Source organism: Aquincola tertiaricarbonis (assembly GCF_000969605.1).
Classification (GTDB): Bacteria; Pseudomonadota; Gammaproteobacteria; order Burkholderiales; family Burkholderiaceae_C; genus Aquincola; species Aquincola tertiaricarbonis.
The window spans coordinates 1-13,200 of sequence record NZ_JZUE01000020.1 but is presented as its reverse complement, the minus strand read 5'-3'; the positions used below and the strand labels follow the sequence as shown (position 1 = coordinate 13,200).

14 protein-coding genes are annotated in these 13,200 nt (G+C 72.5%); 8 read left to right on the top strand and 6 right to left on the bottom strand.

Features of this window, described 5'->3' with window-relative positions; all coding sequences use genetic code 11:
- Positions 1-113: 113 nt before the first annotated feature.
- Positions 114-845: a GNAT family N-acetyltransferase gene (locus VO99_RS20265; protein ID WP_157039670.1), complete on the top strand. Its 732-nt coding sequence runs from the start codon at positions 114-116 to the stop codon at positions 843-845.
- Here the strand turns inward: VO99_RS20265 and VO99_RS20260 are convergent.
- From VO99_RS20260 to sctU, 6 genes are all read right to left on the bottom strand, one after another.
- Positions 842-1,240, bottom strand: coding sequence for an immunity protein YezG family protein (locus VO99_RS20260; RefSeq protein ID WP_046114745.1), 399 nt, complete (start codon positions 1,238-1,240; stop codon positions 842-844). The two genes, VO99_RS20265 and VO99_RS20260, sit on opposite strands and share 4 nt — an antisense overlap.
- 44 nt (positions 1,241-1,284) lie before the next feature.
- Positions 1,285-2,340: a DNA/RNA non-specific endonuclease gene (locus VO99_RS29085; RefSeq protein ID WP_052736490.1), complete on the bottom strand. Its 1,056-nt coding sequence runs from the start codon at positions 2,338-2,340 to the stop codon at positions 1,285-1,287.
- Positions 2,341-2,457: 117 nt separating this feature from the next.
- Positions 2,458-3,258, bottom strand: coding sequence for a DUF6683 family protein (locus tag VO99_RS29080; protein ID WP_157039669.1), 801 nt, complete (start codon positions 3,256-3,258; stop codon positions 2,458-2,460).
- Positions 3,259-3,343: 85 nt separating this feature from the next.
- Entirely contained in the window at positions 3,344-4,018 is a 675-nt protein-coding gene (locus tag VO99_RS20245; RefSeq protein WP_157039668.1) for a hypothetical protein, read from the bottom strand.
- A 104-nt stretch (positions 4,019-4,122) separates the two neighbouring features.
- Entirely contained in the window at positions 4,123-4,449 is a 327-nt protein-coding gene (locus VO99_RS20240; protein ID WP_083440776.1) for a flagellar biosynthetic protein FliO, read from the bottom strand.
- Positions 4,446-5,522: a type III secretion system export apparatus subunit SctU gene (gene sctU, locus VO99_RS20235; protein ID WP_046114743.1), complete on the bottom strand. Its 1,077-nt coding sequence runs from the start codon at positions 5,520-5,522 to the stop codon at positions 4,446-4,448. The genes VO99_RS20240 and sctU overlap by 4 nt, the downstream gene beginning before the upstream one ends.
- A 371-nt stretch (positions 5,523-5,893) precedes the next feature.
- On the opposite strand from sctU, the gene VO99_RS30910 reads away from it, so the two are divergent.
- The 7 genes from VO99_RS30910 to sctJ all read left to right on the top strand — a co-directional run.
- A complete protein-coding gene (locus tag VO99_RS30910; RefSeq protein WP_198157000.1) occupies positions 5,894-6,673 on the top strand; it encodes a lytic transglycosylase domain-containing protein in 780 nt (259 codons plus the stop codon).
- Positions 6,670-8,628: an FHIPEP family type III secretion protein gene (locus tag VO99_RS20225; RefSeq protein ID WP_046114742.1), complete on the top strand. Its 1,959-nt coding sequence runs from the start codon at positions 6,670-6,672 to the stop codon at positions 8,626-8,628. The genes VO99_RS30910 and VO99_RS20225 overlap by 4 nt, the downstream gene beginning before the upstream one ends.
- Positions 8,625-10,502, top strand: coding sequence for a type III secretion system outer membrane ring subunit SctC (gene sctC / locus VO99_RS20220; RefSeq protein ID WP_046114741.1), 1,878 nt, complete (start codon positions 8,625-8,627; stop codon positions 10,500-10,502). The genes VO99_RS20225 and sctC overlap by 4 nt, the downstream gene beginning before the upstream one ends.
- The gene (locus VO99_RS20215) at positions 10,499-11,677 is read left to right on the top strand and encodes a SctD/MshK family protein (RefSeq protein ID WP_046114740.1); all 1,179 of its coding nucleotides are present in this window, start codon (positions 10,499-10,501) and stop codon (positions 11,675-11,677) included. The genes sctC and VO99_RS20215 overlap by 4 nt, the downstream gene beginning before the upstream one ends.
- A 35-nt stretch (positions 11,678-11,712) precedes the next feature.
- A complete protein-coding gene (locus VO99_RS20210) occupies positions 11,713-12,018 on the top strand; it encodes a hypothetical protein (protein ID WP_046114739.1) in 306 nt (101 codons plus the stop codon).
- 11 nt (positions 12,019-12,029) lie between these two features.
- Positions 12,030-12,443, top strand: coding sequence for an EscF/YscF/HrpA family type III secretion system needle major subunit (locus VO99_RS20205; protein ID WP_046114738.1), 414 nt, complete (start codon positions 12,030-12,032; stop codon positions 12,441-12,443).
- Positions 12,440-13,200, top strand: a 761-nt coding sequence (sctJ, locus tag VO99_RS20200; protein WP_046114737.1) for a type III secretion system inner membrane ring lipoprotein SctJ, incomplete at its 3' end; no start/stop codon positions are given. The genes VO99_RS20205 and sctJ, both read left to right, overlap by 4 nt.

Here is a 13,200-nt window from a genome sequence, read left to right as displayed (position 1 = left end):
TGATCCAGCCTGGCACCGTAGGCGGCCACCATCGCCCGGCACAGCTCGGGCGCGCCCTAGCTGGGGCCGCACCCAGCGCGCGGCGCACGGGCGCAGAACCTAAGCTGGTGATCATGCAGGCCCTTGCCGAGCGCCCTGGCGCATCTCCCACCCCGGACATGCCGGCCCCGCCGGCCGCGGCACCCGGCCACGGCGCCCATCCCGCGCCGTGCGGCCTGCGCCTTCGCGAGTTCCAGCCCGCCGACCGCGCGGCGCTCGTGGCCATGCACCGCGACCCGCGCGTGCGTGCGCTGCTGGTCGACGACATGCCGCTGGACGACCCCCGCGTGGCGGGCCTGTTCATCGAGCGCATGCAGGCCTACTACCGCCGCCACGAGGGCCTGGGCATCTGGTGCGCCGAGCACTGGGCGCCGGCGCTCTCGGCTGCGGAACTGGCCGATCCGCAGGTGAGGGCATCGCTCAGCGACCACGCCCTGCAGCAGCTGTCGCAGCCGCGGCCGCGCTTTGCCGGCTGGTTCAACCTGATGCGCATGGCCGACGATCCCGATCGCATCGAGATCGGCTGCCGGCTGCTGCCCGCCTACTGGGGCAGCGGCCTGGTGCACCAGGGCGGCGAGCTGCTGCTGGCCCGGGCCTTCGAAGAACTGCGGTTGCCGCGGCTGTGGGCGGCCTGCCATCCGGCGCACCGGCCGGTGCAGCATGTGCTGCGAACACTCGGCTTCGTGGATGACGGCGAGCGCCCATGCGACGGTGCGCCGGCCCGCTGGTTCGTGATGCCGGCGCAGGCCTGGCCTGCCGTGCGCGACACGCCGCGGCGCCTGCGCCTGCGGCAGGCGCTGCGTTAGCTGCTGATCGTCTCGATCGGCTGCTGGCCGAAGACCGTCTTCTCCCAGGCGCTGCGGCGCTGCAGCGTCTGGCCGGCGTCGCTGACGTCCTGCTGCTTCACGTCGAGGTCGAAGCGGCCGCTGCCATCGAGCTGGAACACCGCCACCGAGAACGGCGGCTGGCCGCTGGCGGCCCAGGCGTCGCGCAGCGCGGCCATCGCATCGGCCAGGTCGGCGTCGAGCATCAGGTCGTCGATCAGGGCCGCATGGCCGGGGCCGCTGCTGACGTAGGCGGTGGCCGTGCTGGTGTCGTCCATCAGCTCGGCATAGATCCAGGCGCGGTCGAAGGCCTCGGGCAGCGCGGGCACCAGCACGTCGGCGATGCGCTGGTAGCAGGATTCGATCTGGGGGGTCATCGGAGGGCTCTGCGGTGATGCGGAAGGGCGCCGCGGCAGCGTGCTCAGCGCCCGCCCGGCACGTTGTTGAACACCCGCGTGACGGGGTTGCCGTCGACAGCGTAGCGCACAACCAGGCTGTCGGGCCGCAGCGAATCGCCGCTGTAGCGCGGCACGATGGTCACCTTCACCTCATGGCCCTGCTGCAGCAGCCGGTCCCACTCCTTCTCCAGGCTGCGGTACACGCCCATGTTGAAGTTGCCGTTCTGGGCGAAGTGGTTGATGGCCTCGCGCGGGCCGTCGAACTGGCGGGCGATGAAGTGGCCGCCCTGGTCGGTGGGCAGCCGGTCGGCACCGCCGGCCTCCAGTTGCGCCCGCGTGTTGCGCGACTGGCCCTTGTTCAGCGTGAGCTGGCCGCTCACATGGCTCACCCGCCCCTGCGCATCGGTGCGGTAGGTGTAGCCGTTGTGGGTGATGTTGAGGTGCGGCGGGTTGGCGCCCGGGCGCGGCACGTCGTCCGTGCGGCGGGCCAGCGTGGCCGCGTCATCGGCCTGGCGGGCCGCGGCGGCCGCCTCGTCGCCGTGCCGCGCGGCCTGCTCGGCCAGCGCGCTGCCGCCCCGCACCGCCAGGCTCGCGCCCTTGGCCGCATCGCCGAAGGCCGGCACTGCGGCCACGGCGGACATCGCGGCATTGGCCATGTCGCCTTCGGCCGCATAGATGCCGGCGTTGAGCAGGTCGGGCACCGCGCCCAGGCCGGGCACGAAGCCGGCCACGTCCAAGGCGCCATGCACCCAGCCCGAAGCCGACGACCACCAGCCGCCCGACGAAGGCGAAGCCCCGGCCACGCCGAGCCGGCGGGCCAGCTCGGGCCGGTCGTCGGCACTCACCGCCGCCAGCGCATCGCGCACCAGCCGGCCAGCCTCGGCGGGCCGGGCCTGGGCCTGGTCCCGCAGCGTGCGGTTCACCGCGTCGAGGTCGGTGTGCAGGCCGCGGGTGTGGGCCGCGACGATCTCGCGGCCGGTGGGTGCGTCATGCCGCGCCGGCGTGTCGGCCGAAGCCAGTGCCGCGCGGGCCGAGGCCTGTGCGCCCGAGGCGCCGTGGAGGGAGGTCGATGCATGCATGGTGCGGCTTCGCGGAAGGGCTGCGATCAGGCCACTGTGCCGCCCGCCCGCCGCGCCCGCGAGTCGGGGCGGCCACCAGCTGGGGTGGACCCTAGCGGCAGGGCCGCCGGGCCTCGATCACCGCAGCTCCAACCCCTGCGAGGTCAGCTGCACCCGGTCCGCATCGGTCTTGAGGAACTGCTCGAGGTAGCCCTTGCCGGCCTCGCGCAGGTTGGCCTGGATGCGCTGTGCATCGGGGGTGCCGGGGTTCTCCTTCAGCGCCATCTGCGTGGTGGCGGTGAGCATGCCCAGGATGGCCAGCTGCTCGTACATCTCCTGCTTCTGCTGCGCATCGGCGGCGGCGAAGTCCGGGTTGCGGGCGATCACGCCGCGCATCTGCCGCACCAGCGGCGTGAAGTTCTCGTCGGGGAAGTCGGCATTGCGGTAGGCCATCCAGCTGCCGGCCAGCAGCGCGGCCACCGCGCCGGCCACGTCGTTGCGCGGGATGTTGAACTGCCGTTCGATCTGCTGGTAGCCCGACAGCAGCTGCTTGAAGCTGCGCTCGGCCTGGCCGCGTGCGGCCTCGGGGTAGGCCTCGGCCAGCAGCGCCGGCATGCGGCTGGCACCTGCGGGTTTGAAGACGGTGGTCTGCTTCTTCACCCCGCCGGCCGCGGCGCGGTCCATGCCGGCAGGATCGAACTCGCCGGAGGCCAGGCTGGCCGCGCCGCCGCGCCGGGTGGCCCGCTGCAGCAGCTGGCCGTCGCCGCGGGCCAGCGCCATGTTGCGCTTGAGCATGCGGTCCACGTTGGGCTGCATCATCATGTTGGAGAACACGCCGGACTGGAACATGAAGGCGTCCTGCGCCTGCGCCACGGTGGTGGCGGCCAGGCCCGCGGCCAGCAGGCCCGCGGCCACGCATCGCATGCCGTGTCGAATCATGTTGTTGCACTCCTTCATGTTCATCGGTGGTGGTAGAAAACGCCGAAGGGGCCCCGAAGGGCCCCGCGGCTGCAGGTGCTGTCGATCAGCCCTTGCGCGCCATCTGCGACAGGCCTTCGCCAATCGCCTTGATGGTGTTGGAGAAGCCGTTCTGCATCAGCGAGAACATCTGGCTGGTGGCCTGCATCTCGGTGGTGGCAGCGGCGTTGGCCTTGGCGGCCGACTTGCCTTCCTCGCCGGCCGTCGAAGCGATCTTGTTCGACAATTCAACCATCTTCGAGGCCTTCTCGCCCAGCACCTCGCCCATGGCCGCGGCGATGGCTTCGAGCCAGCTGCCCGAGCCGGCGCGGCTGCTGCCGCGGGCCTTGCTGCGGTTCTCGTCGCTGTTCTCCAGGCCTTCCGAACGCATCTTGGCCATGGCGCGCTGCACGATGGCCTGCGACGATTCCTGGGCGAACTGCTGCACTTCGGCACCGGCTTGCTGCTCGACGAAGTTGTCCACCTCGGGGTCGGAATCGGTGGTGTTGCCCGACACCGCACCGTCGACCACGGTGTTGACGATGTCGCGCACGAACTTCGGCATGCCGAATTCCTTCATCAGCGTGTCCGCGGCCATCTTCACCGCGGTGCCGATGGCCTGCGTCAGCAGGTTGCTCATCGAGCCGGCGATGGCCAGCGGCGGGAAGGCCAGGCTGGCCAGGCTCAGCAGCGAACCGAAGATGTTGCCGCCGCCAAACACGCTCTTCAAAGCTCCAGACATTCGTCTCTCCTTCGTGGGGGGTGATCGCGCCGCAACCTTGCGAGCGCCGATGGAGTGCATTGCATGCGTTGCGGCGGCCGGCGTGTAGCTGGTGCACGCCATAGCTAGGGTCGGCCCCGGCCCGCTTCGGGCATGGAGTCCAGCGGGGCCGGGCGCACGTCGGCATCGATCACGCTGATGGCGCCGGGCGTCACGCCCAGCAGGTACTCGCGGCCGCGGTGGCGCACGCTCACCAGCCGCTCGCGCGGGCCGAGACTGACGCTGTGCAGCACCACCGGCGCGGTGGAAGGCGAGCCGCCGGCACGACTCGTCTGCAGCCGCTTGAGCAGCCGCAGGCCGGCCCAGGCCAGCAGCAGCACCAGGCCCAGCGCCAACGCGGTGCTGAGCAGTTGCATAGACAAGCTGGGGCTGGCGGCAGCGGTCTCGCTCATGGCTGCGCCGCCTGCCGCTGGCGCTCGGCGCGTGCCCACAGGATCACCTCGGCAATCACGTCGAACAGGTCGGATGGCACCAGCTCGCCCACCTCGCCGCGGGCCAGCAGGTCGCGCGCCAGGCCGATGTTGCGCAGGATGGGCACGCCCGCTTCCTCCGCGGCTTCGCGCATCGCGCGGGCAGCTTCGTCCTCGCCCTTGGCGCTCAGCGTGGGCACCGGGCACTGCTCGCGGTCGTAGTCGATGGCGATGGCCACGTGGATGGGGTTGACCACCAGCACATGGGCCTGGCGTGCCGCCTGCGCCGCATTGCGCTGCGACCATTCCTCGTGCGCCTGCCGGCGCTGGGCCTTGATCATCGGGTCGCCCTCGTTGTCCTTGCCTTCCTGTCGGATGTCGCGCCGGCTCATGCGCATCTTCTTCGTGAAGCTCCAGCGCTGGTAGGCGGCATCCAGCACGCCCACCAGGGTGAACAGCAGCAGCGTCCACAGCAGCATCGGCCGCGCCACCTCCCACAACGCGGTGCCCACGAGCATCGGCCGGGTGGACAGCGGCAGCAGCGCGATCTGCGGCAGCAGCGAACGCAGCACCAGCCAACCCACGCCCAGCAGCAGCACGGTCTTGCCCACCGCCTTGGCCACCTCGATGAGGTTGTCCATCGTGAACATGCGCTTGACGCCCTCGACCGGGTTCATGTTCTCCATCTTCGGCTTGACCTTGTCGAGCGCGAACACCGGCCCGGCCTGCAGGAATTCGGTCAGCAGCCCCACCGCGCCCACCGGCAGCAGCAGCCAGGCGCTGAGCACCAGCAGCGCCTGCAGGGCCTGCGCGGCCAGGCTGGGCGCGGCCAGCGCGAAGGGCTGGCCGATGCTGGCCAGCGCCGCATCCATGACGCCTGCGAGCTGCCGCGTCACCGGGCCGATGGCCAGCGTGGCCAGGGCGAACCAGGCCAGCAGCTCCACCGTGCTGGTGACGTCCTTGCTCTTCGGCACCTGCCCCTTCTTGCGGGCGTCCTGGAGCTTCTTCGGTGTCGGCTGCTCGGTCTTGTCGCCGCCGTCGTTCTTGTCGGCCATCGTGGGGAAGTGGGAGCGTCGAGGGGCATGGTGACCCGGCGGGCATGACAGCCGCATGAAGCGCTGCAAGCCTGCCTGGCGGCCCGGGTCATCAGGGTTGCCATCGTCAGGGCCGAGGGCGGGGCGTTGTCACCGCTTGCAACCACAGGCCGGTCCAGAAGGCGGCGATCCTGCCGTCTACGGCAGCGTGCGCGCTCGCGCGTTGTTAGTCACCGCAGCACAGGCGCGGCCAGTGGGCCCTGCGTTAAACGCTTGAAACAATCGGACCGCGGGCTGTCACGAAAGCCATGGCCGGGGCCGGAAAAACTGCACACATGCCAAAGCAACAGCTCGTGCAGAACCCCGTGCCGGCAGGCCGTCCGGCCTTGCCCGTGACCACCGCCCGGTGGATGGCGCTGATGGCGCTGGCGACGATGGCTCCGCCCGCGGCGGCACAAGGCTGTACGGCCTGGAGTGCGGCGCAGCTCGCCAAGTTCCGCCTGGCGCTGGCGCAGGCCTGCGCGGCACCCGCCGCGGCCGAGGCGCCGCGGGCTGCCGCCGCGCTGCAGCTGTTCGATGCCCAAGGAGCCGCCACGCGGTCGGTGCCGCCGCTGGCACGCCAGCCGGTGCCGCCGCAGCCCGCCAGCGCCCTGCCGCGTTCGTCCGAGCCGCTGCCGGCCACGTCGCCGCTGCCGATGAAGTTCACGCCGGTGCTGGCACCCGATGCCCGCCGCGCGATGCAGCTCGCGCCGCTGGTGGACGACACCGCACGCCGGCATGACATCGATCCGCTGCTGCTGCATGCCATCGCGCATGTGGAGTCCCGCCACGATGCGATGGCCCGCTCGCCCGCCGGCGCCCGCGGGCTGATGCAGGTGATGCCGATGACCGCGCGCCGCTTCGGCGTGCAGGCCGAGTCCATGCTGAACGAACCGGCGGCCAACCTGGAGGTCAGCGCCACCTACCTCAAGCTGCTGCAGCGCCGCTTCGACGGCGACCTGCCGCTGGTGCTGGCCGCCTACAACGCCGGCGAGGGCGCGGTGGAGCGACATGGCCGGCGCATACCGCCCTATGCCGAGACCCGGGGCTACGTGCAGCAGGTGATGCAGCGCTATCGCTGGCTGGCCGGCTTCGTGCAGCGGCAGCCCGCGCAAGGCCTGCAGCAGCCATGACGGCCGCCGCCCATCACGGCGCCGCGCCGCGGCGTTCGAGCGTCAGCGACCTGCTGCTGGTGGCCGGCGTGCTGGCCATCATGGCGATGATGGTGCTCACGCTGACGCCGCTGGTCATCGACGCGATGGTGGCGGTGAACATCGCCATCGGCGTGCTGCTGCTGCTGGTGTCGCTGTACATCGGCTCGCCGCTGGAGTTCTCGGTGTTCCCGAGCGTGTTGCTGATCACCACGCTCTTCCGGCTGGCGGTGTCGGTGGCCACCACCAAGCTCATCCTGCTGGAAGGCCATGCCGGTCACATCATCGATGCCTTCGGCCACATGGTGGCCGGCGGCAGCCTCGTGGTGGGGCTGGTGGTGTTCCTCATCATCACCGTGGTGCAGTTCATCGTCATCGCCAAGGGCGCCGAGCGGGTGGCCGAGGTGGCGGCGCGCTTCTCGCTGGATGCGATGCCGGGCAAGCAGCTGTCCATCGATTCCGACCTGCGCTCGGGCCTGCTCGACAAGGACGAGGCCCGCCGCAAGCGCCGCGAGCTGGAGCTGGAGAGCAAGCTGCACGGCAGCCTCGACGGCGCGATGAAGTTCGTCAAGGGCGACGCCATCGCGGGCATCGTCATCATCGTCATCAACCTGCTGGGCGGCCTGGGCGTGGGCGTGCTGCAGCAGGGCATGCCGGTGGGCGCGGCGCTGGTGAAGTACTCGGTGCTGACCATCGGCGACGGCATGGTGGCGCAGATCCCGGCGCTGCTGGCCGCGATGGCCGCCGGCCTGATCGTCACCCGCGCTTCCGACGACGAGCAGGACCGCCACCTGGGCGACGCCATCGTGCGCCAGGTGGGCGCCAAGCCGCGGGTGCTGCTGGTGGCCGGCGGGCTGTGCCTGCTGCTGGCGCTGGTGCCGAGCTTCCCGTGGTACGTGTTCGGGGTGCTGGGCCTGGCCTTCGCGGCGGGCGGTGCGCTGCTGCTGCCGGCCCTGCGGGCACGCTGGGTGGCCTGGTCGCGGCCGGCGCGTGAATCCATCCTGCGCCGCAAGGACCTGGCGCCGGCGGTGCTGCACACCGCGCCGCCGGTGCCGCGGCCTACGCTGGCGCTGCAGATGGAAGTGCCCGCGCAGGCGCTGCAGGGCGGCATGGCCGGCCGGCTGGTGCAGGCGCTGGAAGCGATGCTCGACCGCATCAACCTCGAGCTGGGCCTGCCGCTGCCGCGGGTGGCGGTGCATGCGGTGCCTGGCCCCGGCTGGCGGCTGCTGGCCTTCGACGTGCCGATCGCCACCGGCGCGGTGCCGGCCGGCCTGGCCACCGATGCGGTGCCCGCCGTGCTGGCCGAGACGGTGCGGCAGGCGCTGCGCCGCCACCTGGCGCTGTTCCTCGGCACGCAGGAGGCCAGCGCCTACCTGCACCGCGCCGGCCAGGACATGCCCGAGGTGGTGAAGGAAGTGCTGCGTGCGCTGCCGCTGCAGCGCGTGGCCGAACTGCTGCGCCGGCTGGTGGAAGAGGAAGTGCCGATCCGCCATGCGCGCGACATTCTGGAAGCGCTGGCCGATGCCGCGCAGCGCGAGAAGGACGTGTATGCGCTGACCGAGCTGGCCCGCATCGCGCTCAAGCGCCAGCTCAGCCACCGCTGCGCGCCCGACGGCCGGCTGCGCGCGGTGCTGCTGCTGCCCGAGCTGGAAGAGGCGCTGCGACAGGCCGTGCGCGTGAGCAACGGCGTGCAGCAGCTGGCGATGGAGCCACAGCACGCGCAGGCCGTCATGGCGGCGCTGGTGCAGTCGGTGCAGGCGCACCGGCCGGCCGCGCTGCTGGTGGCGGTGGACATCCGGCGCCATGTGCGCAAGCTGATCGAGAACGAATGCTTCGATACCCCTGTGCTGAGTTTCCACGAGCTGGTGCCCACGCTGCAGCTCGACGTGGCCGACCGTGTGGCCGCCCCGGGCGCCACCCTGCTGGAGGCCGCATGAAGCGCGCCTGGCTGACGGGGCTGACCTGGCTGGCCGCGCTGGTGGCCGCGGTGATGCTCACGCTGATGGCCGCACCGCCGGCGCAGGCCATGCCCATCCCGTTCGCGGAGCGCGAGGTGCAGCTCACCGCGCGCGAGCAGCCCATCGCCGCCTTCCTGCAGGACCTGTTCGGCCTGGTGGACGTGCCGGTGTCGGTGAGCCCCAGCGTGAAGGGCGCGGTCAACGGCAGCTTCAGTGGCCCGGCGGCGCGGGTGTGGCGCAACATCGCCCGCGCCTTCAACCTGGTGGAGTACTACGACGGCGCGGTGCTGCACATCTACTCGCCGGCCGACATGGTCACGCGCACGCTGCCGGTGGCGCCTTCGCTGGCGGCGCGGGTGCAGCGCAACGTGCTGGAGATGCGGCTGCCCGATGCGCGCAACACCGTGCGCAGCACCGAGGACGGCACGCTGATCGTCAGCGGCACACGGCGCTTCATCGAGCAGGTGGAGGAGATCACGCGGGCGCAGCTGGTGAGCGACCGCGCCGGCCCGCCCAGCGGCTTCAAGGTCTTCTACCTGCGCTATGCCTGGGCGCAGGACGTCAGCATCAGCTTCGGCGGCCGGCAGGTGGTGCTGCCCGGCGTGGCCAGCATCGTGCGGGCGCTGATGACGCAGCAGTCGCGCAGCCAGGTGGCGGTGCAGTCCAACGAGGTGCCTTCCAGCGGCACGGTGCCGGGCCTGCGCGGCCAGCGCAGCCAGCGGCCGATGGGTGGCTCGGCGGGTGCGGCAGGGCAGGGCCTGGGCACGCTGGGCGCTGCGCAGGCCGATGCCGGCGCGGCTTCGCTTCCGGTGCTGGCAGCGGCCTATGGCGCGGGCGCCGGCGGGCCGGGTGCGCCCGGTGCCGCGCCGGCCGCCGGTTCGGCCCTGCCGCCGATGGCGCCGCAGGCCTTGTCGCTGGCCGAGGGCGCGATGGTGCGGGTGGAGGCCGATGCCCGGCTCAACGCGGTGATCGTGCGCGACGCGCCCGACCGCCTGGCGCAGTACGAGCAGCTGGTGGCCGCGCTCGACATCGAGCCGCAGACGCTGGAGATCGAGGCCACGATCATCGACGTCAACACCGAGCGGCTGAAGGAGCTGGGCATCAACTGGCGCTATTCGCGCGGTCGCAGCTCGCTGCTGTTCGGCCGCGGCGACGCCAGCGACCGCGGCCTGGCGCCGGGCACCGCGCCGGCCGACATCACGCCGGTGGGCCGAGGCGGCTTCGTCTCCGCGGTGCTGGGCGATGCGCGCGAATTCATCGCCCGCGTCAACCTGCTGGAGGACCAGGGCGCGGCCAAGGTGGTGTCCAGCCCGCAGGTGCTCACGCTGTCCAACGTGGAGGCGGTGTTCGACAACAGCAGCACCTTCTACGTGCGGGTGGCGGGCCGCGAGGACGTGGACCTGTTCAACGTGTCGGCCGGCACCACGCTGCGCGTGACGCCGCATGTGTTCAAGGACGGCGGCGAGGTGCGCATCAAGATGCTGGTGTCGATCGAGGACGGCTCGCTGTCCAGCACCCGCGTGGTGGACACGCTGCCGGTGGTGGAGCGCTCGGCCGTCAACACCCAGGCGCTGATCTTCGAGGGCGAGAGCCTGCTGGTGGGCGGCATCACCCGCGAGGCCAGCAACGACGGCGTGACCAAGGTGCCCGGCCTGGGCGACGTGCCGGTGCTGGGCGGCCTGTTCCGCAGCACCAGCCAGGGCAACAGCCGGGTGGAGCGCATGTTCCTGATCTCGCCGCGGCTGTCCAGCGGCCGCCAGGCCCGTGCGGCGCTGCCGCCGGCCGACCCCGCGCCACAGGCGCTGCCGCCGCCGGCCCCCGCGCCCGACGTTCCGCCTCCACGCCAGCCATGAACACCCTGACCTCCTCCGCACCGACACCGGCCGAGCCGGCGCCGCCGGGCCTGCAGCTGCAGGTGCTGGACGGCCCGCAGCAGGGCGCCCGAGCGCCCGTGCCGGCCGGCACCGCCTTCACCGTGGGCGGCAGCGCCGACTGCGACATCGTGCTGCGTGGCCTGGCCACGCTGCCCGCTGCGGTGCGGCTGTGCCTGCAGCCGCAGGGCCTGTCGGTGGAGGTGCTGCGCGGCGAGGTGACGGTGGCCGGCGAGACGATCGCCGCCGGCCAGCGGCGTGAGTGCCGCGCCGATGCCGACCTGCAGCTCGGGCCGGTGCGCTTCGGCCTGTTCGCGGTGGAGGTGCCCGCGCCGGATGCGGCGCCTGCCGACGACGCGCCGCCCCTCGAGGTGGCCGCCGAACTGAGCGACCGCCCCGCCCAGCCCGCCCGGCCGGTGGGCGGGCCACCGCATGCCGCGGCCGGCCGCGGCCCCGCCATCCGCCGCGGCTGGCAGGCCCTGCTGGCCGGCGGCGCCGCGCTGGCCACGGTGTCGATCGGCATGCTGGCCTCGGCCTACACCCAGCCGCCGGCCGAGCCGCTGGCCGAGCCCGCAAGCCGCCAGGCGCAGGCCCTGCTGCAGGCCGCCGGCCTGCGCCAGCTGCAGGTGCGCCCCGATGGCGACGGCGGCGGCCTGCTGGTCAGCGGCTACCTGGACACCGGCGCCCAGCGCGCCCAGGCCGAGCAGCTGCTCGCCGCGCAGCCGCTGCCCACGCGCTGGCAGGTGCATGTCAACCAGCAGGTTGCCGATGCGGTGGCCGACGTCTACCGCATCAACGGCGTGCCGGCGCAGGCGCGGCCGGTGGGCGAGGGCGCGGTGGCCGTGACCACCCGCGAGGCCGACGACCGCCGGCTCGACCGCGTGCGCGACGCCGCGCGGCGCGACGTGCCCGGCCTGGCCGCCATCGAGGCGCGAAACCTGCCGCCGCCCGCGCCGCCGGCCTCCGCGCCCGTGGTGGACGACCCGGGCAAGCGGGTGGCGTCCATCGTGCCGGGCGAGCCGCCCTATGTGGTGACAGCCGACGGCACCCGCTATTTCGAAGGTGCGCTGCTGCCCACGGGGCATCGCATCGCCGGCATCGAGCGGCACCGCGTGCTGCTGGATCGGGACGGCGCCGTGACGCCGCTCGTGTTCTGAGACCTCGACTTGTATAGACAACCAGGAGCGCAATGATGAGCAGTTCGATCGATCCGCTGTCGATGATGGCGATGGCCCCGTTGACCACCCGTGCTGGCGCATCGCGCGAGCGCGAAGGCAGCTGGTACGAGGCGATGGCCACCGCCTGGGGCCAGTCGCTGGACCGCAAGGCCGCCGACCTGGAGTCCATCTCCGGCCGCATCATGGAAGGCGACGACAAGCCCGCCACCGTCACCATGCTCAGCACGCAGGCGATGCAGATGGGCTTCCTGTCCACCAGCTCGCACTCGACGATCACCTCGGCGGGCGAGGCGCTGAAGACGATGGCGCAGAAGAACTGAGCGGGGCCGCGATGCTCAGCTCTCCGACCCTTGCCGTGCCGGGCGCCGAGGCGGCCGCCGCGGCGGCGCCCGGCCTGCGCGCGGGCTACGGCGTGTCGCTGGCCGACATGGGCGCCTTCGCCCAGGCCATGGAACGCGCCGGCCAGGCGGGCGGCGCCGCCACGGTGCAGCCCTCGGCGGCCACGCAGGCGCCGGGCCGCGGCATGCAGGCGCTGTTCCGGCCGCTGGAAGCCATCAACACCCAGGCCGCCGGCCTGCAGCAGGCGGCCAGCGCCGCGGTGGCCGGCGGCCAGCCGATGAGCCCCGGGCAGATGGTGCAGCTCACGGTGCGCTGCCAGGAGTTCATGTTCCATTGCCAGCTGATGTCGAACGCGGCCAACCGCACCTCCGACGGGCTGCAGCAACTGTTCCGCCAGCAGGCATGAACGCGGCCCGATCCTCCCTGTGCTGCCGTGCCGCCGCGCTGGCGCTGGCCGGCCTGCTGCTGGCCGGCTGCGGCGAGCAGGAGCTGTACGGCGGCCTGTCCGAACGGCAGGCCAACGAGATGGTGGCGGTGCTGCGCCAGCAGGGCATCGAGGCCGACAAGTCGGGCAAGGAAGCGGGCAGCTTCAGCGTCACCGCGCCGAAGGACAGCTTCACCCGCGCCATCGCGCTGCTGGGTGCCCACGGCTACCCGCGCGACGGCTTCGAGAGCCTGGGCCAGGTGTTCAAGAAGGAGGGCTTCGTGTCCTCCCCGCTGGAGGAGCGGGCGCGGCTGAACTACGCGCTGTCGCAGGAGATCGCCAACACCCTCAACAGCATCGACGGCGTGGTGGTGGCGCGGGTGCACCTGGCGGTGCCCGACAAGGACCCGCTGGCCGACAAGCCGCCGCCGGCCTCGGCCTCGGTGTTCATCAAGCACCGGCCGCAGGTGGACATGAGCGGGCGGCTGGGCCAGATCAAGGCGCTGGTGGTGAATTCGATCGAGGGCCTGCCGTACGACAACGTGACCGTCGCGCTGTTCCCGGCCGAGCCGGCGCCGGTGCGGCCGGTGGCCGCGGCCGGCCTGGCCGGCTGGCTCGACCTCGGGCGGCTGCTCGGGCTGCTGGGCGGCCTGGCGCTGCTGGCGGGCGCCGGCGCCTGGGCCTGGCTGCGTCGCCGGCAGCGGCTGGGCGTGCCCGCGGCGGTGCTGCCTGCGGCCCC